Below are 22364 nucleotides of genomic sequence, written 5' to 3' on the forward strand. Positions count from 1 at the left end.
CGATGCGCATCCGTACCGCGGGTGTGGTCGCCCTCTTCGCCCTGGCGCTCGCCGCCTCCGGCTGTGGTGGCGACAGCGACGAGCCGGCCGCGAAGGAAACCCCCAGGGCCGCCGGCGGCAAACTGGTCATCTGGGCGGACGACAAGCGCACCGCCGCACTCAAGCCGTTCGCCGAGAAATTTGGTCAGGAGAACGGCGTCACCGTCGAGGTGCAGGCCGTTCCGAACGAGGACCTCCAGAACAACTTCGTGACCGTGTCGAGCCAGGGCGGCGGCCCCGACGTGGTGATCGGCGCGCACGACTGGATCGGCAACCTGGTCCAGAACGGTGCCATCGATCCCGTGCAGCTCGCCGCCGAGCAGAAGAGCGCGTTCAACGAGACCGCCATCAAGGCCGTCACCTTCAACGGCCAGCTCTACGGAGTTCCGTACGCGCAGGAGAACCTGGCGCTGATCCGCAACACCGAGCTGGCCCCCGAGGCGCCGAAGACGATCGAGGACCTGGTCGCCACCGGTAAGCAGCTCAAGGCGCAGAAGAAGGTCACCGAGACGCTGTGCCTCCAGGTCGGCCAGAAGGGCGACGCGTACCACATCTACCCGCTGTACGCCTCGGCCGGCGGCTACCTCTTCGGCACCACCGCGAACGGCGACTACGACCCGAAGGACCTGGGCGTGGGCAAGCCGGAGTCCATCGAGGCGTTCAAGAAGATCGCCGCACTCGGCGAGAAGGGCGAGGGCGTGCTGAAACGCTCGATCGCTGACACCAACTCGACCGCCACCTTCACCGGCAAGAAGTGCGCCTTCCTGGTCTCCGGGCCGTGGGCGACCGCCGACGTGAAGAAGGCCGGCATCACGTACGACGTCTCCGCTGTTCCCGGCTTCGCCGGTGGCAAGGCGGCCGCGCCGTTCGTGGGCGTGCAGTCCTTCTACGTGGCCGCCAAGGGCAAGAACAAGGCTCTCGCCCAGGAGTTCGTCGTCAACTACGTCGCCAAGCCGGAACTGGCCGTGGCGCTCTACCAGGCCGACCCGCGTCCTCCGGCGCTGACCGCCGCGCTGGACCAGGTCAAGGGCGGCGACCCGGATCTGGCCAAGTTCATCGAGGCCGGCAAGAACGGCCAGGTGCTCCCGGCCATCCCGGCCATGGCCGCGATCTGGGACCCGTTCGGTAAGGCCGAGGCCGCCGTCATCGGCGGCGCCGACCCGACCAGCACGGTCACCGCGGCTGGCAAGACGATCGCCGGCTCGATCAAGTAATGAGCACACCGCTGTCCGGCCCGGGGACTGCCCAGCAGACCCCGGGCCGGGGGCCCGTCCGCACCGGGTCCCCGCGCACTTCCCGTACCGCGCGCAACCACGCGCCGATCACCGCGACCGGCCTCGCCGCGAAGGTGATCCTGCTCGGCCTGGTGGCCGGGATCGCGATCTGGGCGGCCTTCCCACTCGTGGAGGCCGAGAAGTGGGTCTGGTTGGCGGTGCTGGTGCTGACCACCGCCGCGCTGTTCTACCTGTACCTGGGCCGTCGGCACATCCCGGCGAAGTACCTCGTCCCGGGCACGCTCTTCCTGATCGCCTTCCAGGTCGTGCCGGTGCTCTACACAGCGAGCACGGCCTTCACCAACTACGGCGACGGCCACCGCGGCAGCAAGGACGACGCGATCGTCGCGATCCAGAGTTCCTCGGTCAGGCAGGTCCCGGGTTCCACCCAGTACCCGATGTCCGTCGCCACAACGGGCGACCCGGCCACCGGTGCCCTGGTCTTCCTGATCACCGACCCGGCGACCGGCGCGGTCTCTGTCGGCGACGCTCGGGGCCTGCGCCCGCTCGACCCGGGCGCGGCCACCGTCGCCCCCGGCGGCAAGGTCACCGCTGCCGACGGCTACACCGTGCTGAACGTCGGTCAGGCCAGCGCCCGCAGCAAGGACGTCACCGACCTGGTGGTGCCGACCGCCGGTGGCGCGCTGCGCTCGTCCGGCCTCTCCCGGGCGTACGAGGGCAAGGCCGTCCGGGCGTACGACGCGGGCTGTGACTGCGTGAAGGACAGCGACAGCGGCAAGACCTGGGCCGCGGACGGCGAGGTCGGCGCGTTCGTCGCCGCCGACGGTGAGCGGCTGGCCCAGGGATGGAAGGTGAACGTCGGGCTGTCCAACTTCACCCGGGTGCTCACCGACGAGCGGATCTCCGGGCCGTTCCTCGGCACGCTGATCTGGAACTTCGCCTTCGCGATCGGTTCCACCGGCGGCACGTTCATCCTCGGCATGTTGATCGCGCTGGCGCTGCACTCGCCCCGGATGAGGGGCACCAACCTCTACCGGATGTTGCTGATCCTGCCGTACGCCATGCCGTCGTTCGCGATGCTGCTGGTCTGGCGGGACATGTTCAACACCGACTTCGGGCTGATCAACAACCTGTTCGGGCTCAGCGTCGACTGGTTCGGGCAGGACTGGTCGGCCCGCGCCGCGGTGATCCTGGTGCAGCTCTGGCTCGGCTACCCGTACATGTTCCTGGTGGCCACCGGCGCGCTACAGGCCATCCCGCGGGAGTTGACCGAGGCCAGCTCCGTCGACGGGGCGTCGCCCTGGCAGTCGTTCAAGGCGGTCACCCTGCCGCTGCTGCTGGTCGCGCTCTCGCCCCTGCTGATCTCGTCGTTCGCGTTCAACTTCAACAACTTCAACGCGATCTACCTGACCACAGAGGGCGCGCCGTTCCCGGCGGACAACCCCAGCAACGGCGCCACCGACCTGCTGATCACCTATACCTACCGGCTGGCGTTCGGTGGGCAGGCCGCGCAGTTCGGCTTCGCCGCGGCCATCTCGTTGTTCATATTCGCCATCGTCGCGGTGGTCTCAACGGTCAGCTTCCGGCGGACCCGGCAACAGGAGGAGACGTACGCGTGACCACACTCACCGGCGCGAGCCGCCCGACGGCGGTCGACCGCAACGCGGGGAGGCGGGGGAACCGCTGGTTCGCCCAGGTCGGCTGGCGGCACGTGGTCGGCCTGCTCGGCGTGCTGTTCAGCCTTTTCCCGCTCGTGTTCGTCGTCTCGGCGGCGCTCAATCCGCTCGGCACGCTGTCCTCCACCGAGTTGGTGCCGACCGGCGGGGTGTCGTTCGAGAACTTCGGGGATCTGTTCGCGCGCACCGAATTCGCCAACTGGTTCCTGAACTCGCTGCTCATCGCCGGTGGCGCCGCGTTCGCCTCGGTCTTCCTCTCGGCGCTCGCGGCGTACGCCTTCTCCCGGATGCGATTCCAGGGGCGACGGGTGGGGTTGCTGTCGCTGCTGTTGATCCAGATGTTCCCGCAGTTCCTGGCGATCGTGGCGATCTTCCTGATCTTCGGCGCCATCACGGACCTGTGGCCAGCCATCGGCTTCAACACGCCGTGGGGCCTGATGCTGCTCTACATGGGTGGCGCGCTGGGCGTGAACACCTGGCTCATGAAGGGCTTCTTCGACACGTTGCCCCGGGAGTTGGACGAGTCGGCCACCATGGACGGCGCGTCGCACGCCCAGGTCTTCTTCCGGATCCTGCTGCCGTTGGTGGCGCCGATCCTCGCGGTGACCGGGCTGCTCGCCTTCATCAACACCATCAATGAGTTCCTGATGGCGAGCGTCTTCCTCACCGACACGGACGCCAAGACCCTCGCTGTCGGTATGCGAGGCATGTTGCAGGGCGCTGAGCGGAACACCAACTTCGGGATCTTCGCCGCCGGCACCCTGCTCACCGCGATCCCCACCGTGCTGGTGTTCCAGTTCCTCCAGCGTTTCATCGTCTCCGGCCTCACCAGCGGCGCCGTCAAGGGATGAGCCGGCGACGCGCCGATCGGCCGACCCCACTACTACAAACTGTCGTTGATAGGGGAGGATGGGCGGCGTGGAAGCACTGCGACTGATTCTTCTCTATGTCCATCTGATCGGCTTCGCCCTGCTGCTCGGCGGCACGATCGCCCAGTACGTCAGCGGCCCGCTACGGATCAACCAGGCCATGCTGTGGGGCTCGGTGATCGGTCTGCTGACCGGCATCGGGCTTTCCGCGCCGCTGCGCGATGGCGACGAGCCGGAGCCGGCGAAGCTTGTGACGAAGTTGGTACTCGCTCTGCTGATCTTTGTCATGGTGTTCTTCTCCCGAAAGCGGGAATCGGTCAACCGTGGGCACTTCCTCGCGATCGCCGGTTTGACCCTGGTCAACGCAGCAGTGGCGGTCTTCTGGCGGTAACGTCCGAGAGGGGGAGCGGCCCCCCGAAAACGGACTTTCGCGACGCCTGGGTGCTTGCTTAGCAGCACAAAGAGTGACGTGCCCCACGCAAGGGTTACACCCGGGTAACAGGCGTTCAACAGTCGTGCACGATTGTCGGCCGGTGGGTGGGCGCGGGCGTACGCTCCCGTCCGTAACGTGGGACAGCCGGCGGCATACCGCAGGTCGGCTGATGGGCTGCCACCGCACTAGGCGCGGTGTGCAATGGGAAGGAGACGTCTTGCGTTCGGTGCGTGGGATGCGGATCGCCTCGATCTTCGCGGTGGGTGGGCTCGTGCTCAGCGCCGCCGCGTGTGGCGAGGCCCCCGATGATGACAACAACGCCGGCAGCGGCGCCAAGAAGTTCAGCGCCTGCATGGTGACCGACGTCGGTGGCATCGACGACAAGTCGTTCAACACCTCAGCCTGGAAGGGCCTCGAGGAGGCCAAGGCCGCCGACAGCAACATCGAGACCAAGTTCGTGGCCTCGAAGGCTGAGGCTGACTATGAGCCGAACCTGACGCAGTACGTCAACCAGAAGTGCGACTTCATCCTGGCGGTCGGTGGCCTGATGGCCAACGCCACCTCGAAGATCGCCAAGGCGAACCCGAACCAGGCGTTCGGCATCGTCGACGCCAACCCGGGTGACGCCAACGTCTACCCGATGCAGTTCGACACCGCGCAGGCCGCGTTCCAGGCTGGCTACCTGGCCGCTGGGATGAGCAAGAGCGGCAAGGTGGGCACCTACGGTGGCCTGCCGATCCCGCCGGTGACCATCTTCATGGATGGCTTCGTCGACGGCGTGACGTACTACAACACCACCAAGAAGAAGAACGTCCAGGCGCTGGGCTGGAACAAGGAGACCCAGAAGGGTTCCTTCACCAACGACTTCGCCAAGCAGGACGAGGGCAAGAAGGTCTCCGACGCGCTGGTCGCCCAGGGTGCGGACATCATCATGCCGGTCGCCGGCGGCGCCGGCCTCGGCACCACCTCCGCGGCCAAGGCCTCGGGCGGCAAGTACAACACCATCTGGGTGGACGTCGACGGCTGCGAAAGCACCCCGGACTGCTCCGCGATCATCACCACGGTGGTCAAGAACATCCCGGAGGCCGTCAAGGAGGCTGTGCTCAAGGCTGCCGGTGGCGAGAAGCTGCAGGCCACGCCGGGCTTCGTGGGCACGCTGGCCAACACCGGCGTCTCGATCGCCCCGTACCACGACTTCGACAGCAAGGTTCCGGCCGAGCTGAAGACCGAGGTCGACAAGATCAAGGCGGACATCGCCGCTGGCACCATCACCGTCACCTCGAAAGCCCAGCCGACCAAGTGACGACCGGCCGGCCTCTCCGATGAGATCATCGGGAAAGTCGGCGGGGGACAGGTACGACCGATCCGGCCGCTCCGGCACCGCGGGTTAACCACCCGTGGGGCCGGAGCGGCCGATCGCGCGCCACGGTGGCCGGGCCGGTCCGGCTCGGTCAACGGCAGCTACGCTGCACCATCGCTCGCACTCCAGGAGGTTGCGCTGAGACTCGAACTGCGCGGCATCACCAAGAGATTCGGTGATCTGGTCGCCAACGACCACATCGATCTGACGGTGGAGCCTGGAGAGATTCACGCCCTGCTCGGCGAGAACGGCGCGGGCAAGTCGACCCTGATGAACGTCCTCTACGGGCTCTACCAGCCGGACGAGGGCGAGATCCTGGTCGACGGCAAGCCGCTGAAGCTGAAGGGCCCGTCCGACGCGATCGCCGCCGGGATCGGCATGGTGCACCAGCACTTCATGCTGGTGCCGGTCTTCACCGTGGCCGAGAACATCATGCTCGGCGCCGAGCAGGTCAGGGGCGGCATCGCCGGCTTCCTGGACCGACGCCGGGCCAAGCGCGAGGTCACCGAGGTGTCCGAGCGCTACAACCTCCAGGTCGATCCGGACGCGGTGATCGAGGACCTGCCGGTCGGCATCCAGCAGCGCGTCGAGATCGTCAAGGCGCTCACCCGCAACGTCGACCTGCTCATCCTGGACGAGCCGACCGCCGTGCTCACCCCCCAGGAGACCGAAGAGCTGTTGACGGTCATGCGGTCGCTCAAGGCGGCCGGCAAGTCGATCGTCTTCATCACCCACAAGCTCGGCGAGGTCAAAGCGATCGCCGATCGGATTACCGTGATTCGACGCGGCAAGACCGTCGGCACCGCCTCGCCGGAGGCCAGCCGGGACGAGTTGGCCGCACTGATGGTCGGCCGCAACGTCCGGCTCACCGTGGAGAAGTCCCCGGCCACGCCGGGCGACCCGGTGCTGGAGGTGACCGGGCTCGTCGTCGACGATGACCGGCAGATCCGCGCGGTCGACGGGGTGGACCTGACCGTGCGCGCGGGCGAGGTGCTCGGCGTGGCGGGCGTGCAGGGCAACGGCCAGACCGAGCTGATCGAGGCGATCATGGGCCTGCGCCCGGTGCTCGCCGGCACGGTCAGCCTGGCCGGTGACCGGATCGACGGCTGGAAGACCAAGAAGGTGCTCCGCGCTGGCGTCGGTTACGTGCCCGAGGACCGCAGCGTGGACGGCCTGGTCAAGGAGTTCAGCGTCGCGGAGAATCTCGTGCTGGACATCTACGACCGGCCGCCGTTCGGCGCCGGGCTCGCACTCAAGCCGGACGCGATCGCGACGTCGGCGAAGGAGCGGATCGAGCAGTTCGACGTCCGCACCTCATCGGCCGACGCGCCGGTGGGCACCCTCTCCGGCGGCAACCAGCAGAAGGTGATCGTGGCCCGGGAGCTGTCCCGGCCGCTGAAGCTCTTCATCGCCGCCCAGCCGACCCGCGGCGTCGACGTCGGGTCGATCGAGTTCATCCACAGCCGGATCATCCACGAGCGGGACGTCGGCACCGCCGTCATGGTGGTCTCCAGCGAGCTCGACGAGGTGATCGGGCTGGCCGACCGGATTGCGGTGATGTACCGGGGCCGCATCATCGGCATCGTCGGGCCGGACACCCCGCGCGAGGAGATCGGCCTGCTGATGGCCGGCATCAGCCCGGACTCGGTCCCCGAGCGCGGTGCGGACGCCGCGTCGACCGACGGCACGGCTACCGACGGGAGCCCGGCGAGCGACGCAGGCTCCGCGAACGAGGATGAGACATGAGCGACCCCAACCCGCAGTCCGGCTCGCCGGACAAGGAACCGGCGAGCGAGGCGCAGGCCGCGCAGAACGCGCTCGGCAACACCGAACGGGCCGAGTTGGCAACCGAGCCGGGCAGCTCGGCGCCGGAGCCAAAGTCGGAGCCAAAGTCGGAGCCGGAGCCCACCCTGGGCCGGATGTTCCTGGACAACCTCTGGGCGGCCAACACCTTCACGGTGACCCTGTTGTCGCTGGTGCTGGCGATCGTGGTCGGCGCGGTTCTGATGATCATTTCTGATCCGGACGTGCTCTCTACCTTCTCGTACATCACCTCGCGCCCGTCCGACGCGCTCAATTCCAGTTGGACGCTGGTCAGCGAGGCGTACGCGAACCTGTTCAAGGGCTCGGTCTTCGACCCGGAGGCGTTCTCCGGCTGGTTGAACGGCACCAACGGCTGGGAGGCCGTGCTCGCGCCGATCTCCGAGACGCTCACCTACACCGCGCCGCTGGTCTTCACCGGCCTGTCGGTGGCGCTGGCCTTCCGCGGCGGCCTGTTCAACATCGGCGCCCAGGGTCAGGCCACCATGGGCGTGATCTTCGCCGCGCTGGCCGGCTTCCTGCTGCCGCTGCCGCCCGGCCTGCATCTGCTGGTGGCAGTGCTGGCCGGCGCTCTGGGCGGCGCGATGTGGGGCTTCATCCCCGGCATCCTCAAGGCTCGCGCCGGGGCACACGAGGTGATCAACACGATCATGCTCAACTACGTCGCCACGTACTTTTTGACCTGGCTCATCGTGCAGAACGGCGTGCAGGACCCCACCCGCACCGACGCGATCAGCAAGGCTGTCGACACCTCCGCGCAGCTGCCCCGACTGCTCGGCGACAACCTGCGGGTGCACGCGGGCATCCTGCTCGCCGTGCTGGCCACCTGGGCGGTCGCCTGGCTGCTCAACCGTTCCACGCTCGGCTTCGAGCTGCGCGCGGTCGGTGCCAACCCGGACGCCGCCCGCACCGCTGGCATCAGCGTCACCCGGACGTACATCCTGATCATGGTCTTCGCCGGGATCCTGGCCGGTCTCGGCGGCTCGAACATGGTGCTCGGCTCCACCGCCAGCGCGTTGACCCCGCTGGTGGTCGCGCAGATCGGCTTCGACGGCATCCTGGTGGCACTCCTCGGACGGGTGAGGCCCTGGGGGGTGTTGCTGGCGGCGCTGCTGTTCGGAGCGCTCCAGGCTGGCGGCAACCGGATGCAGTCGTACTCGGGGATCTCGCTGGAGCTGGTCACGGTGCTCCAGGCGCTGATCGTCATCTTCATCGCCGCGCCCGCCCTGGTGAAGGCGATCTTCCAGCTCCGGGCTGCACGGGCCGCCCGGTTGCAGACGAGCCTGGCGAAGGGCTGGTAACTCATGTCCACCATGGCTGTCCCCGACGTGGCGGTCGCCGCGGTCGACCAGGGCTTCTGGACCCGGAACCGCAAGGTCGGCCTCGTGCTGCTCGCGCTCGGTCTGCTGGCGGCGGTGCTGTTCGGCGCGCTCGCCACCGAACAGCAGGCCCGGTTCACGCTCAGCGATGACGCGGCCGGCGCCGCGTTGGAGATCAACGGCACGATCGGCGCGATCCTGTTCGGGATCATCGCGATCGCCGCCGGTGCGGCCCTGCTCGCCGGGGTGCCGAAGCGGTGGTTCCTTCCCGTGCTCGGCATCGGGCTGGTCGGCTTCGTGCTCTCCTTCCTCTGCTGGCAGGTCTCCGCCGCGCCGACCGGGCAGAACTTCATGCCCCTGGTCAACATCATCCGGGGCACCTTCATCCTGGCTCTGCCGCTGATCTTCGGCGCGCTGGCCGGTGTGCTCTGTGAGCGTTCCGGTGTGGTCAACGTGGCCATCGAGGGGCAGTTGCTGATGGGCGCGTTCAGCGGCGCGCTCTTCGGCAGCATCTCCGGCAGCGTCTGGGTGGGCCTGGTGGCCGCCGCCCTCGGCGGCGCGTTCATCTCGCTGCTGCTGGCCGTCTTCGCCATCCGCTACCTGGTCGACCAGGTGGTCATCGGCATCGTGCTGAACCTGCTCGCCGTCGGCGTCACCGGCTTCCTCTACGAGCGGCTGATGCAGACCGACGCGGCGAAGTACAACAGCGCGCCCCGCTTCGGTAACTGGGAGATCCCGCTGCTCAAGGACATCCCGGTGCTCGGCCCGGCGCTGTTCCGCGGCAACATCTTCCTCTACCTCGGCCTGCTCCTGGTGCTGGTGATCCACATCGCGCTGTTCCGCACCCGGTGGGGGCTGCGTACCCGCTCGGTCGGTGAGCACCCGATCGCCGCCGACACGCTCGGGGTCAAGGTGCTGCGGGTGCGCTACCGCAACGTGCTGCTGGCCGGGGTGGTCGCCGGTATCGGCGGCGCGTCCTACACGCTGGCGCTCTACTCGTTCACCAAGAACATGATCGGCGGTAAGGGCTTCATCGCACTGGCCGCGCTGATCTTCGGTCGGTGGAACCCGACCGGCGCGCTGCTCGCCGCGCTCTTCTTCGGCTTCGCCGACCAGCTCGCCACCTATCTCGGGGCGATCAACAGCGCGATCCCCAGCCAGTTCCTGGCCATGCTGCCCTACCTGGCGACGATCCTGGCGGTCGCCGGGCTGGTCGGCAGGGTCCGGGCACCGGCCGCCGACGGCAAGCCGTACATCAAGGGCTGACGCCCGAGCTGTGCCCGGCGGCGTTTCCCGCCGGGCACAGCGAGGGTCGCGCCGGTCATCATGATCACGCTGGCCTTTCGCCACCGGTATTCGGACTGCTCACGGGTGCCGTCTCGACACGGAACGCGGGGTACTGTGCCGCGATTGCCGCGAACTCGGACAAGGGTGCGTGCCGGTCGACGGGGAGGTGCGGTCGGGCTCCGGGGACCGTCGCCAGATACCGCTTGAGGATCGGTGCACGCTCGTCGACCGGCACCTCGACCAGGCGGCAGACCCGGGCACGCCCGTGCCGAATGGTCACCAGGCCGTCGGCCGCACGTACGTTTCGGACCCAGTTGCAGCTCTCGCCCAGCATCGGCACCAGATACCAGTCGCCCTGCCAGTCGGCCATACCCAGCGGGAACCGGGTGATCCGACCGGTGCGGCGTCCCACGACCTCGAGTGTCACCCAGCGCCTCGGGTGCAGGCCAGCACTGTAGACGGCCGCCCACAGCCGGGCGAACCGGCGGGCCGCCGCATTACCGCGGCCCCCCGCGTACATCCGACGAAGAGCGTTCGCGGATAACGGCCAGCTCCCCAACTTCGCCATCACATCTTCCCCTCGGTCGCAGGTGTCCCTCCTCGGCTCCAGGGTTGGCTGTCCCGAGGGGAAGATGCAGGGCCGAACGTCCCTTTCACCCCGAGCAGTCATCCTCGGCATTGCCTCCGACCGTGGTGGTGCCGCCGCTCACCGCTGCGGTGGCGCGGCCGATGAGTCGGGCTCACCGGCTGGCCGGGCTGCGCCTGCCCGTGGACCCGGCCCTGCCCGCTTCTGACCTGGCCTACTTCGGCAGAATGATGGAATGACCGACATTGACTGGGCGCGGTTGCGCGCTGCCGCCACCGACGCGATGCGGCACGCGTACGCGCCGTACTCGACGTTCCCGGTCGGCGCGGCCGCGCTGGTCGACGACGGCCGCGTGGTGGTTGGCTGCAACGTGGAGAACGCGGCGTACGGGGTGACGCTCTGCGCCGAGTGCGGCGTGATCTCCAGCCTGCACGCCACCGGCGGCGGACGGCTCGTCGCGCTCTCCTGCGTCGACGCCACCGGTGAGCCGCTGATGCCGTGTGGCCGCTGCCGGCAGTTGCTCTGGGAGCACGGCGGGCCGGAGTGCCTGATCGAGAGCAGGACCCGCCCGCTGCGGATGGCCGAGCTGCTGCCGCACGCCTTCGGCGTGGAGGACCTGGAAGCCGTGACCGGCGAGACGCCGGTGCCGGTGGTCCCGGAGCGGCTGGCCGCCTGGCGGGGGCGCGGCACCGTCTTCGTGCACCCGGACATGTCCGCCGGTCAGCAGGTCTGGACCGCGTACTGGGAACGGTCGGCCGGAGACGACGCCGGCGCTGAGACCGGGGTGCTGGAGGAGGCCCCGAGCTGGGACGACCCGGCCGAGGCGATCACCTGGGGCCTGGCCCGATCGCCCCGGGTGGTCGTGGTGGACGCGACCGGCACGATCTTCTGGGCCGGCGAGGGTGAGCCGCCGATGGAGATCCCTGTTCGCTGGTCTGCTGGCTGACTTCAAGGTCGCGGACGACCGCGCTTCAAGGTCGCGGACGACCGCGAGGCCGCCCCGCGCCGCCATGATCGTGCTCGATCCTGGAAGTAGTGCCCTACCTCGCGACGAGAGGGGACTACTACCTCGTTCCAGCGTGATCATGGTGGGCGGCGGCTGACACGGCCCTGGCCGTATCCACAACGACGTGAGAAGGAACCACAGAGTGAGTGCTTTTGCTGCTGTTGATGTCATTCGGGTCAAGCGGGACGGGGGTGTGCTGTCGGACGCGCAGATCGACTGGGTGGTCGACGCGTACACCCGGGGGGTTGTCGCCGACGAGCAGATGTCCGCCCTGGCGATGGCGATCCTGCTCAACGGCATGACCGGGCCGGAAATCGCCCGGTGGACCGCCGCGATGATCGCCAGCGGTGAGCGGCTGGACCTCTCGGCGGTACGCCGGCCGACGGTCGACAAGCACTCCACCGGCGGCGTCGGCGACAAGATCACTCTGCCGCTCACCCCGCTGGTGGCGGCGTGCGGCGCGGCCGTACCGCAGCTGAGCGGCCGTGGTCTCGGGCACACCGGCGGCACGCTGGACAAGTTGGAGTCCATCCCGGGCTGGCGGGCCACGGTGAGCAACGACGAGTTCATCGCCCAGCTGGACGAGGTCGGCGCGGTGATCTGCGCGGCCGGCGCCGGGCTCGCCCCCGCGGACCGCAAGCTGTACGCGTTGCGCGACGTGACCGGCACCGTGGAGGCGATCCCGCTGATCGCCAGCTCGATCATGAGCAAGAAGATCGCCGAGGGCACCGGCGCGCTCGTCCTCGACGTCAAGGTCGGCTCTGGTGCCTTCATGAAGTCCGTCGACCAGGCGCGCGAGTTGGCTCGGACCATGGTCGAGCTGGGCGGCGCGCACGGTGTGCGGACGGTCGCCCTGCTCACCGACATGTCCACCCCGCTGGGCCTGGCGATCGGCAACGCGGTCGAGGTGACCGAGTCGGTCGAGGTGCTGGCCGGTGGTGGGCCGGCCGACGTGGTGGAGCTGACGCTGGCCCTGGCCCGGGAGATGCTCGACGCCGCCGGTCTGCCGGACGCCGATCCGGCGGCGGCGCTGCGCGACGGCCGGGCGATGGACTCCTGGCGGGCGATGATCCGGGCGCAGGGTGGCGACCCGGACGCGCCGATGCCGGAGGCCGCCGAGGTCGAGGTGGTCCGTGCCGAGCAGGACGGGCACGTCGCGGCCATCGACGCGTACGCGATGGGGGTTGCGGCGTGGCGGCTCGGCGCGGGTCGGGCGCGCAAGGAGGACCCGGTCAGCGTGCCGGCGGGTGTGGTGTTGCACAGGCGGCCGGGCGACGCGGTGCGGGCCGGTGACCCCCTCTACGAGCTGCGCGCCGAGGACGCGACGCGGATTCCGGCGGCGTTGGCCGAGGCCGCCAACGCGGTACGGATCGCGCCGACCGCCTCGGCGACGACGCCGCTGGTCATCGAGCGCATCGGCTGATCGAACGGCGGTCGGGGTGGGCGTGGTGCCGGTCACCTGGGAGCGCTATTGTCGCAGGCCAAGGGGGGACAACCGGCCTTGAGCCGGCGCGAACAGACAGGAAGTTGCCCTGTGACCGTTGCTGCCCCCGACCCACGTCAGGTGCGTGAGGCGAGCCTGGACGAGCTGTCCCGGCTCGGCCTGCCGCTGCCGCCGGCCCAGTTTCCGCTCGTCTGGGAGCCGGGCGACACGATTGAGTTGCGCCCCACGGCGGAGATCGAGGCGCGGATCGCCGTGCTGCACCTGATCCTGGCCCGCTGCTTCGGGATGCCCCCACAGTCGGCGATGAGCTGGTTGCTCGGCTCGCACCTGGTCGAGATGGTCACCCCGCCGGAGTGGCAGTTCGTGATGGGCGGCAAGGGCGACCACCGCTCCTTCGTGCTGCACCACGACGCGCTCTTCGCGCTGGCCTGGGTGCTCGGCTTGACCAAGCAGCTCGACCCCACCCTGGCCGTCGACGAGCGGCTGGTCGAGCGGCTGCCGCACATCGCCGAGGGGGAGACGTTTCCGCGCTGGCGATCCCGGATCCTCACGGCGCCGCAGCACCCGGCCGACGCGGCCGCCCTGCTCGACCTGCACTACTGCCTGGACTGGGCGTATCTGGAGACCGAGCGCGGCGGCCGGCGGGCGCCGGGCCTGGTCGACGCGAACGCGATCGGGCAGCGGCGCTGGGCTCTGGAGTGGGCGGTGATCCTGCGCGGGCCGTACCACGACGAGCCGCCCGGTTGGGAAGAGGTCGACCTCTCCACCTGAGCTCAGCGGAGCCTGAGCTCAGGTGGAGCCTGAGCTCAGCGGGGTCGGTACGCGTCCAGCCGGACCGCCACGGTCACCCGGACGGGCTCGGGCAGTGCGGCCAGCCGGGCGGCGAGGGCGCCCGGGTCGGTGTGCCAGGCGCTCGGGCCCATCCCGACCAGGGTGGCGGCCTCCGCTCTGGTCAGGGCCAGCTCCGCCCGGTGCACCGCCGAGCTGACCGGCGTGAAGTGCCCGCCCAGGCTGCCGGTCACCCGGTCGGCCTTGTCCGGGTCGACCCGCAGCAGGTCGAGGGCATCCACCAACTCGGCGAGGTGGTCGGTGTCGGGTGTGACCACCAGCAGCGTGCCGGCCGGGTCGAGCACCCGGTGGAACTCCGGGCCGTTGCGCGGGGCGAAGACGTTCAGCAGCACGGCGGTCGACGCGTCCGCGAGCGGTAGCCGCTGCCAGGTGTCGGCGAGCGCCGCGGCGGCCCGGGGATGCACGCGGGCCGCGCGCCGCAGCGCCGGCTTGGACACGTCCAGGGCCAGACCCACCGCGTCCGGTAACGCCGCCAGCACCGCGCCGAGGTACCGGCCGGTGCCGGCGCCGGCATCCACCACGAGGGGGTACGCCCCGAAGTCCGGCGTGGCCTGCGTCGCGGCATCGGCGAGGGCGTTCGAGACGAGGTCGTAGTGCCCGGCGGCCTGGAAGTCCGCCCGGGCGGCGACCATCTCGGCGGTGTCCCCGACGTGCGGGGCGCGACCGGCGAGCAGGTTGACGTAACCCTGGCGGGCGATGTCGAAGCTGTGCCGGCGCGGGCAGCGCAGCGCCCGGGTGGTGCCGGCGGTCGCCTCGTTCAGCGGCTCACCACAGACCGGGCAGCGCAGCCGCTCCAGGATGCGTGGGTCCACGTCAGGCCGCCGGGTCGTGCCGCGGGTGGGGCGCCCGGCCGCCGAGGTGGTCGACCACCCGGTGGGTGAGCGCGCCGAGCGCCTCGACCTCGGCCGGGGTGAGTAGATCGATGAGGTGCCGGCGGACGGCGGCCACGTGGCCGGGGGCGGCGGACTCGATGGCCTGCCGACCGGCCGGGGTGAGCGCGATGATCGAGCCACGGGCGTCGTCGGCGTACTCCTCCCGGGTCACCAGGCCGCGCTGCTGCATGCGGGTCAGGTGGTGGGAGAGCCTGCTGCGTGACCAGAGCATCCCCGAGTCTAGCCTTTTGGTTGACACGTCATCGATTTACCCCCTCGGCACGGCTGGCCCGGATGAGCGGGCTGGCTCGGCCAGCCGGGGCTGGCTGACTAGGGTCTGAGCATGGTCGCAACTATCCGGTACGAGGACATCGTCAAGGTTCCGAAGGCGCTGCTGCACGACCACCTCGACGGCGGGCTGCGGCCGGCGACGATCGTCGAGCTGGCCGCGGAGGTGGGCCACGAGCTGCCCACCACCGATCCGGAGGCACTCGGGCGCTGGTTCGCGGACGCCGCCGACTCCGGCTCCCTGGAGCGTTACCTTGAGACGTTCGCGCACACCGTGGCGGTCATGCAGACCGGGCCGGCGCTGCGCCGGGTGGCCCGCGAGTGCGCACTGGACCTGGCCGCCGACGGGGTGGTCTACGCCGAGGTGCGCTTTGCCCCGGAGCAGCACCTCGAGCGGGACCTGAGCCTCGACGAGGTGGTCGAGGCGGTGCTGGCCGGGTTCGCCGAGGGCACCGCCCAGGCTGTCGAGGCGGGCCTGAGCATCCGGGTGGGCACGCTGCTCACCGCGATGCGGCACGCCGCCCGCTCCCAGGAGATCGCCGAGCTGGCCGTGCGGCACCGGGACTCCGGGGTGGTCGGCTTCGACATCGCCGGTGCCGAGGCGGGCTTCCCGCCCACCCGGCACCTGGACGCCTTCGAATACCTGCAACGGGAGAACTTCCACTTCACCATCCACGCTGGCGAGGCGTTCGGTCTGCCGTCGATCTGGCAGGCGATCCAGTGGTGCGGGGCGGACCGCCTCGGCCACGGGGTGCGGATCGTCGACGACATCGCCCCCGACGGCGCGCTCGGCCGGCTGGCCGCGTACGTCCGGGACAAGCGGATCCCCCTGGAGCTGTGCCCCTCGTCGAACGTGCAGACCGGTGCGGTCGCCTCGATCGCGGACCACCCGATCGGCCTGCTGCGGGACCTGCGGTTCCGGGTCACCGTCAACACCGACAACCGGTTGATGAGCGGCACCTCCATGTCGCGGGAGATGTCGCTGCTGGTGGAGACGTTCGGCTACGGCTGGAAAGAGCTGCAGTGGTTCACCATCAACGCGATGAAGAGCGCCTTCATCCCGTTCGACGAGCGGCTGCGCATCATCGATGAGGTGATCAAGCCGGCGTACGGCAAGCTGCTGGCCTGATCTCCTCAGCCGTGCGGGTGGCCGGCGAGCAGGCCGGCCACCCGGCGCAGCACCTCCCGGGCGCGCGCCGCCTCCGCGCCCAGACCGGTCTGCCGACGCAGCACCGCGGGCTCGGCCCGGAGTAGCGCCACGCCGCGCTGGACCAGCACCCGGGGCGCCTTGCGCTGCTCAGCCAGGTCGCGGGCCAGCCGGCGCAGGAAGGTCGCGCCACGCGGTCGACGCAGCGCGTACGCCCCGGCGAGCAGTCCTCGGCGACGGCACTCCTCGACGATCTCGGCGGCGAAAATCCCTTCGGCCACGAAAAGTGGCGATCCGGCGACATCGAATGGCCGGGTGGCCACGCGTCGATCTGCGCCGATCGCATAAACCGGCACATCGGCCCGGCCCTCACGAGCTAGGCGGGCAATGGTTTCCACCGCGGTCGGGGCGTCCCAGGACTGCGGCGATTCCCAATCCACCTGGCCGTTTCGTCGTGGCAACGTAGGGTCATCGCCGTTTTTGTAGAAGTCGTCCAAGCAGAGCACCGGCAACCCGGTTTGCTGCGCTATGTATGACTTTCCGGACCCAGAAGGGCCCGCGAGCAGGACAACGCGGTGCGGATGTTCCATTACCTTCAGTTACTCCGGCCAGACGGACTGCTATCAAATCGCATCAACATCTCATCACACCTTCGGTAGGTGACAACCTGGGCTTTCTTCTTGCCCACCGGCGTGATGGAATCTCGGGGGTCCGACCCGCCCGGGTCGGACGCTGGGCGTTGCCCGGGGCAACGCGCTGAAGCTGTAATCGCGAGGGCGGTGACGTGAGCAAACGGCCAAAGACGGCGGGCTCCTTCCTGTCGCGGCTGCGCCGGCCGGCCAGCCGGCTCCGGGACATGCCGATCTGGTCCAAGCTCGGTCTCATCATGATCGTGCCGACCATCGCCACGGTCGTGGTGGGCACCAGTGGTCTTGTCGACCACGTGGAGACGCTCAACAATGCCAACCGAGCCGGCGACCTGGCCAACCTGTCGAGCTATTCAGGTGACCTGGTCGACAGCCTGCAGGACGAGCGGACCGCCGCCGTGCTGCTGCTGGGTGCGGACGGGACGCAGCCGACGGCGCAGTACCAGGAGGCCTACAACCGGGTGAACTCCCGGGTGGACCGGGACGCGGCCCCCTACCGGCAGCAGCGGACCGAGGTCGAGGACCTGCCGGGCAGCCTGGAGACGCTGCTCGACGGCATCGACCAGAACCTGCAGGACCTGTCGGGCATCCGCAGTCAGGTGTTCAGCGGCAAGCTCGCGCTCACCGAGACCGTCCAGGCGTACGAGGGCCTGATCAGTGACCTGCTCGCCATCCGTGACTCGGCCACGCAGCTCGCCGGCGACAACGACCTGAGCGACCGGATGCGCGCCGCCGCGGCGGTCGCCCGGGAGAAGGAGTTCCTCGCCGCACGCCGGGTCGTCGTGCACCGCGCGCTGGGGGTGAAGGGCGGAAAGCGCCTGACTCCGGCGCTGCGCACCGACTACATCGCCAGCGGCACCGGCCAGCAGCAGGCGCTGCAGAGCTTCAAGGCCGTCGCGACCCCCGACGACGCGAAGTTCCACGACCAGACGGTCGCGGGCGGCGACCGTCGGGAGGCACAGAACTACACCGGCTGGATCGACGGCAACACCACCGGCGACATGCGCGGTGCGCCGTTCGGACCGGACCAGTGGGAAGCCGCCATGACGGCCAACGCCAAGCTGATCCGCACCGTCGAGAAGAAACTCGACGGCGAAGTGGTCGCCGGGGCCGACAACCTCCGCTCGGACGTCCAGCGCCAGGTGTTCCTGGAGACCGGCCTGCTGCTCAGCATGCTGCTGCTGGCCATCCTCTTCGCGTACCTGGTCGCCCGCTCGATGGCCCGCTCACTCCGTGAGCTGCGGCAGGGTGCCCTCTCCGTCGCCCAGTACGGCCTGCCCCAGGCGGTGGCACGGCTGCGTGACCCGCAGGTCGTCGGGCAGCTCTCCCCGGTGCAGCTGGCCAACCAGATCGCCGAGCCGCTGCCGGTCCGCAGCAAGGACGAGTTCGGCCAGGTGACCGAGGCGTTCAACGCCGTTCACCTGGAGGCCGTCCGCACGGCCGCCGAGCAGGCGGCACTGCGCGCCTCCGTCGCGACCATGTTCGTCAACCTGGCCCGCCGTTCGCAGATCCTGGTCGACCGCCTCATCGGGCACCTCGACCGGCTGGAGCGCGGCGAAGAGGACCCGGACCGGCTGGCCGAGCTGTTCCAGCTCGACCACCTGGCCACCCGGATGCGCCGCAACGACGAAAACCTGCTGGTGCTCGCCGGTGCCGACTCCACCCGCGTGCAGCGTGAGCCGGCCGCGCTCATCGACGTGCTGCGCGCCGCACAGTCCGAAGTCGAGCACTACACCCGGATCGAGTTCGGGGTCATCGACCGCGACATCGAGGTCTCCGCGCACGCGGTCAACGACCTGGTGCACCTCGTCGCCGAGCTGTTCGACAACGCCACCGCGTTCTCCCCGCCCGACTCGCAGGTGATGGTCGAGGCCCGCCGGGTCGGCGACCGCTCCTCGCTCTACGTCGAGGACCGCGGTATCGGCATCAGTGCCGAGCAGTTGCACGACCTCAACGAGCGGCTCGCGACGCCGCCGCAGGTGGACGTGGCCGTGTCCCGGATGATGGGCCTGGTCGTGGTCGCCCGGCTGGCGTCCCGGCACGGTGTCCGGGTGGAGCTGCGCCCCGGCGTCGATCGTGGCACGGTCGCCGACGTGACCCTGCCCACCTCGGTGCTGGTGCCCCGGGCGCTCTCCGGTCGGGTGCAGCAGCCCCCGGCCCTGCCCGCGGTCGGCGGCCCGCAGCACGGTGGGCCCGCGCCGGCCTTCGGCGCGCTGCCCGCGCTGGGCAACGGCCCTCGCCCGAGCGAGTCCGGCAACCAGGTGACCCTCGGCGGTCGCCCATTCGACCCCGCATCGCGCAACGGTGCCGGCACCCCCGCCAACACCGGTGTGTACCGCTCGATGCCGGCCTGGTCCGATCTGACCGGCGCGGCCGGGACGAACGGCGTCAACGGCGGCGACGGGTTCACCCCGCGGTCGGCCAACGGCCAGCCGATCGACCCGCTGCCGCAGCGCCGCGCCGGGGACGACACCACGAGTGCCGGCCAGCAGCCGTCCATTCCTCGGCAGTTGCCGAGCAGTCCGGAGGCGCATCCGTACTCTGCGCCGCCGGTCTCCGCGCAGCCCTACTCCGGCGCGCCGGTCTCCGCGTCGCCAGCCTCCGGGCAGCCGTACTCGGGCCAGCCGTACTCCGGGCAGCCGTACTCGGGGCAGCCCTACTCGGGTGCGCCGTACGGCGGTCCGCCGGTGTCCGCCGCCCCGGCCTCCGGGCAGCCGTACGCCGGTCCGCCGGTGTCCGCGGCGCCGGTGTCGGCCACGCCGGCGTCAGGTCTGCCGTATTCGGGGCAGCCCTACTCGGCGCCACCCGCCTCCGGCCAGTCGTTCAGCGGGTTCGCGCCCCGATCCGCCCCGCCCGCGCAGGCGCCCAGCGCCCCCGCACCGCCGGCCTGGCCGCCGGTGCCGGGTGGCGACCGGGATGTGGCGACCCCGCCGGTGCCTGAGCGGCTCGCCGCCGCTCTGGACATGACGACGGAGCTGCCGCGGGTGCCGCGACCCGGCGAGCAGCCGGCCGCCGCAGCCCAGCCTCCGGCTCCGGCTCCGGCTCCCCAGAGCCGGCCCGCGCCGCAGCAGCCGCAGGCGCAGAACCGCCAGCGGTACGCGGACGAGACGATGGAGCTGCCGATTTTCCGGGAGCTCGAGTCAGCCTGGTTCCGTACCCGCCGCTCGGGCTCGGAGGAGGCCGCGGCCGGTGCCCCACCGGCGACGAACGGCGACACCGCGACCCAGCAGTTCGCCACGGTCGAGGCCACCGGTCGGACAGTCCACAAGACACCACCCGGGACGACAGGTAACACACCGATGGCAGACACTCCGACGGTCGGAGGAGCGCCGCGGGACAACGGCTCCACAGCGAACGAGGGCGCTCGCCCCAAACTCGCCGAGAGCCTGCCGAACCGACGGCCCCAATCGCAGACCAACGGCTGGCAGACCGCTGCCGACGACGGCTGGCGTGCTGCTTCGGCAGCGGCTGGCGCGGCGCCGGTGAGCGAGACCACCACGACCGGTCTGCCGAAGCGCAAGCCGATGGCGCAGCTGGTGCCGGGTGCGGTAGAAAAGCCCACCACGTCGGTCCAGCGGCGTTCCCCGGAGGCGGTCCGTGGCCTGCTCTCCGCCTACCACCGGGGCGTGCAGCGAGGGCGTAGCACCTCGGACAACCCGACCAGCCCGGAGGCGACTCCGGGAGGGAAATCCTCGCAGTCTGGCTCAGGCCCGGTGGCCGGGAGCGGGCAGAAGGAGCAAGAAGGATGACAACTACGCAGGATCTTGGTTGGCTGCTGGCCAACTTCGCCGACCGGGTGCCCGGTGTCGCGCATGCGGTCGCCGTCTCGGCGGACGGCCTACTCCTCGCGTCGTCACGGGACCTGCCGCGGGACCGAGCCGACCAGCTCGCCGCGATCTCATCGGGTCTGGTCAGCCTGACCCAGGGGGCAGCCCGCTGCTTCGAGGGAGGCGCGGTGTTGCAGACCGTCGTGGAGATGGACAATGGCTTCCTGTTCCTGATGTCCATCTCGGACGGTTCGTCCTTCGCCGTGCTGGCAGCCCGCAGCTCCGATGTCGGCCAGGTCGGCTACGAGATGGCGCTGCTGGTCGACCGGGTGGGCGACGCGCTGACCCCGCAGCCGCGTGCGGCTGCGGGCATGCTGGGCTGACGCCGCGCCGATCGTGAGGTCGGCACGACTGCAACGACGACAACGACGGGCTTCACCGGTGGGAGCCGGTAGCGGGTACGAAGGAGGTGAGCGGCGAGATGGCCGATCGTGACGAACCGACCGGAGCGTTGGTCCGTCCATACGCCGTGACCCGTGGTCGTACCCGTCCCCGGCTCGACATCGCGCTGGAGGCGCTCGTCGAGACGACGGTGCGCGGCCGGGCCGCTGCCAATGGCAACGGCGGCCAGGGCCGCGAACACCAGTACATCGCCGCGCTGTGTGACGGACGCGTGCAATCGCTCGCAGAGATCGCGGCGCGGCTGCAGCTCCCGCTCGGTGTGGCCCGGGTGCTCATCGCCGACATGGCGACGGACGGCCTGGTCGCGGTCCATGAGCCGACCATCCTGGACGACTCCGACGACGCGGTGGGCACTGAACTGCTGGAGAGGGTGCTGAGTGGACTTCGCAGGCTCTGACATGTCGCACCGCCCGCCGAACCCGAGTGGGCGCGTGACGTCGGCGAAGATCGTTATCGCCGGTGGATTCGGCGTCGGTAAGACGACGCTGGTCGGCTCGGTCTCGGAGATCACGCCGCTGACCACCGAGGCCATCATGACCTCCGCTGGCGTGGGCGTCGACGACACCCGGCAGGTGCCGGGCAAGACGACGACCACGGTGGCCATGGACTTCGGCCGGATCTCGATCGACCGTGACCTGATCCTGTACCTGTTCGGTACGCCGGGTCAGACCCGTTTCTGGTTCATGTGGGACGAACTGGTGCGGGGTGCCATCGGTGCGGTCGTGCTGGTGGACACTCGCCGGCTGGCCGACTGCTTCGCGGCGATCGATTTCTTCGAGCACCGACGCCTGCCGTACCTGGTGGCGATCAACTGCTTCGACGGGATGCAGTACCACGACCCGCAGGACGTTCGGGACGCCTTGGCGATCTCGAGCGACGTGCCGGTGGTGGCCTGTGACGCCCGTAACCGGGAGTCGACGAAGCACGTGCTGATCTCGCTGGTCGAGTACGTGCTCACCATGCGCCGTACGCGCGCCGTCGCCCCGGCCTGATCGGGGACGCTTCACGCCCGGTGGCGGCTCCGGCCGCCATCGGGCGCTGCATGCTGCCCCTGTGCCACCGCGCGGGCTGGTCGGCCGACGAGCCTGTGCGTCGCCACGCCGCCTTCCACGACCTGTGGAAGGCGGCGTTCTCGTGTCGGGGGTCTTTCCTGCATACGCGCGCAGCAGCTCAAACCGGACCTGCTGCTCGACCTGGCCACCCTCACCGGTGCCAACGCCGTGGCGCTGGGCAAGCGCACCGCCGCCCTGTACAGCG

At 70.0% G+C, this 22364-nt stretch carries 21 protein-coding genes and 1 pseudogene; 18 read left to right on the forward strand and 4 right to left on the reverse strand.

The genetic code is table 11. The features are described 5' to 3' along the window. The first annotated feature begins 2 nt into the window (after positions 1-2). From ABZS37_RS27100 to ABZS37_RS27135, 8 genes are all read left to right on the forward strand, one after another. Positions 3-1253 carry a maltose ABC transporter substrate-binding protein gene (locus ABZS37_RS27100; RefSeq protein ID WP_355173453.1) on the forward strand — a complete coding sequence of 417 codons (1251 nt, stop codon included), beginning with the start codon at positions 3-5 and terminating at the stop codon, positions 1251-1253. Beyond that, positions 1253-2893: an ABC transporter permease subunit gene (locus ABZS37_RS27105; protein ID WP_355173455.1), complete on the forward strand. Its 1641-nt coding sequence runs from the start codon at positions 1253-1255 to the stop codon at positions 2891-2893. The genes ABZS37_RS27100 and ABZS37_RS27105 overlap by 1 nt, the downstream gene beginning before the upstream one ends. 92 nt (positions 2894-2985) lie before the next feature. Then, positions 2986-3801: a sugar ABC transporter permease gene (locus tag ABZS37_RS27110; protein WP_355173483.1), complete on the forward strand. Its 816-nt coding sequence runs from the start codon at positions 2986-2988 to the stop codon at positions 3799-3801. A 67-nt stretch (positions 3802-3868) separates the two neighbouring features. Further along, on the forward strand, positions 3869-4210 hold the full coding sequence (locus ABZS37_RS27115; protein ID WP_355173485.1) for a hypothetical protein: 342 nt from the start codon (positions 3869-3871) through the stop codon (positions 4208-4210). A 277-nt stretch (positions 4211-4487) separates the two neighbouring features. After that, on the forward strand, positions 4488-5555 hold the full coding sequence (locus ABZS37_RS27120; protein WP_355173487.1) for a BMP family ABC transporter substrate-binding protein: 1068 nt from the start codon (positions 4488-4490) through the stop codon (positions 5553-5555). A gap of 255 nt (positions 5556-5810) precedes the next feature. Continuing rightward, entirely contained in the window at positions 5811-7358 is a 1548-nt protein-coding gene (locus ABZS37_RS27125) for an ABC transporter ATP-binding protein (RefSeq protein ID WP_355173489.1), read from the forward strand. After that, on the forward strand, positions 7355-8734 hold the full coding sequence (locus tag ABZS37_RS27130) for an ABC transporter permease (RefSeq protein ID WP_355173457.1): 1380 nt from the start codon (positions 7355-7357) through the stop codon (positions 8732-8734). The genes ABZS37_RS27125 and ABZS37_RS27130 overlap by 4 nt, the downstream gene beginning before the upstream one ends. 3 nt (positions 8735-8737) lie before the next feature. Next, a complete protein-coding gene (locus ABZS37_RS27135) occupies positions 8738-10018 on the forward strand; it encodes an ABC transporter permease (RefSeq protein WP_355173459.1) in 1281 nt (426 codons plus the stop codon). Between the two features lie 64 nt (positions 10019-10082). Here the strand turns inward: ABZS37_RS27135 and ABZS37_RS27140 are convergent, their stop codons facing one another. Continuing rightward, a complete protein-coding gene (locus ABZS37_RS27140; RefSeq protein WP_355173461.1) occupies positions 10083-10718 on the reverse strand; it encodes a nitroreductase/quinone reductase family protein in 636 nt (211 codons plus the stop codon). Positions 10719-10729: 11 nt separating this feature from the next. Between ABZS37_RS27140 and ABZS37_RS27145 the strand changes: the two genes are divergently transcribed. The 4 genes from ABZS37_RS27145 (at position 10730) to ABZS37_RS27160 (ending at position 13846) form a co-directional block, all read left to right on the forward strand. Continuing rightward, positions 10730-10864, forward strand: coding sequence for a hypothetical protein (locus tag ABZS37_RS27145; RefSeq protein ID WP_355173463.1), 135 nt, complete (start codon positions 10730-10732; stop codon positions 10862-10864). After that, on the forward strand, positions 10861-11571 hold the full coding sequence (locus ABZS37_RS27150; protein WP_355173465.1) for a cytidine deaminase: 711 nt from the start codon (positions 10861-10863) through the stop codon (positions 11569-11571). Before ABZS37_RS27145 ends, ABZS37_RS27150 begins: the two co-directional genes overlap by 4 nt. A gap of 202 nt (positions 11572-11773) precedes the next feature. Further along, positions 11774-13054 (forward strand): thymidine phosphorylase, encoded by a 1281-nt coding sequence (locus ABZS37_RS27155; protein ID WP_355173467.1) that lies wholly within the window; start codon positions 11774-11776, stop codon positions 13052-13054. 111 nt (positions 13055-13165) lie between these two features. Then, a complete protein-coding gene (locus ABZS37_RS27160; protein ID WP_355173469.1) occupies positions 13166-13846 on the forward strand; it encodes a DUF4272 domain-containing protein in 681 nt (226 codons plus the stop codon). A 35-nt stretch (positions 13847-13881) separates the two neighbouring features. Here ABZS37_RS27160 and ABZS37_RS27165 read toward each other — a convergent pair whose 3' ends face one another. Both ABZS37_RS27165 and ABZS37_RS27170 read right to left on the reverse strand, forming a co-directional pair. Further along, positions 13882-14736 carry a putative RNA methyltransferase gene (locus ABZS37_RS27165; RefSeq protein WP_355173471.1) on the reverse strand — a complete coding sequence of 285 codons (855 nt, stop codon included), beginning with the start codon at positions 14734-14736 and terminating at the stop codon, positions 13882-13884. Between the two features lies 1 nt (position 14737). Then, complete coding sequence (locus ABZS37_RS27170) at positions 14738-15028, reverse strand: hypothetical protein (protein WP_355173473.1); 291 nt, start codon at positions 15026-15028, stop codon at positions 14738-14740. 111 nt (positions 15029-15139) lie between these two features. Here ABZS37_RS27170 and ABZS37_RS27175 point away from each other — a divergent pair, with 111 nt between their 5' ends. Then, positions 15140-16213 (forward strand): adenosine deaminase, encoded by a 1074-nt coding sequence (locus ABZS37_RS27175; RefSeq protein WP_355173475.1) that lies wholly within the window; start codon positions 15140-15142, stop codon positions 16211-16213. Positions 16214-16218: 5 nt separating this feature from the next. Here the strand turns inward: ABZS37_RS27175 and ABZS37_RS27180 are convergent, their stop codons facing one another. Next, complete coding sequence (locus tag ABZS37_RS27180) at positions 16219-16512, reverse strand: hypothetical protein (protein WP_354995475.1); 294 nt, start codon at positions 16510-16512, stop codon at positions 16219-16221. 503 nt (positions 16513-17015) lie between these two features. Here ABZS37_RS27180 and ABZS37_RS27185 point away from each other — a divergent pair. From ABZS37_RS27185 to ABZS37_RS27205, 5 genes and pseudogenes are all read left to right on the forward strand, one after another. Next, positions 17016-20627 carry a nitrate- and nitrite sensing domain-containing protein gene (locus tag ABZS37_RS27185; RefSeq protein ID WP_355173477.1) on the forward strand — a complete coding sequence of 1204 codons (3612 nt, stop codon included), beginning with the start codon at positions 17016-17018 and terminating at the stop codon, positions 20625-20627. Further along, a complete protein-coding gene (locus tag ABZS37_RS27190) occupies positions 20624-21028 on the forward strand; it encodes a roadblock/LC7 domain-containing protein (RefSeq protein WP_030329023.1) in 405 nt (134 codons plus the stop codon). Before ABZS37_RS27185 ends, ABZS37_RS27190 begins: the two co-directional genes overlap by 4 nt. 98 nt (positions 21029-21126) lie before the next feature. After that, on the forward strand, positions 21127-21504 hold the full coding sequence (locus ABZS37_RS27195; RefSeq protein ID WP_354995473.1) for a DUF742 domain-containing protein: 378 nt from the start codon (positions 21127-21129) through the stop codon (positions 21502-21504). Position 21505: 1 nt separating this feature from the next. Continuing rightward, a complete protein-coding gene (locus ABZS37_RS27200) occupies positions 21506-22099 on the forward strand; it encodes an ATP/GTP-binding protein (protein ID WP_007455465.1) in 594 nt (197 codons plus the stop codon). Between the two features lie 171 nt (positions 22100-22270). After that, positions 22271-22364: pseudogene (locus ABZS37_RS27205) on the forward strand (hypothetical protein); the annotation flags it as partial.

This window comes from Micromonospora sp. NPDC005413 (assembly GCF_040606435.1).
Lineage (GTDB): Bacteria > Actinomycetota > Actinomycetes > Mycobacteriales > Micromonosporaceae > Micromonospora.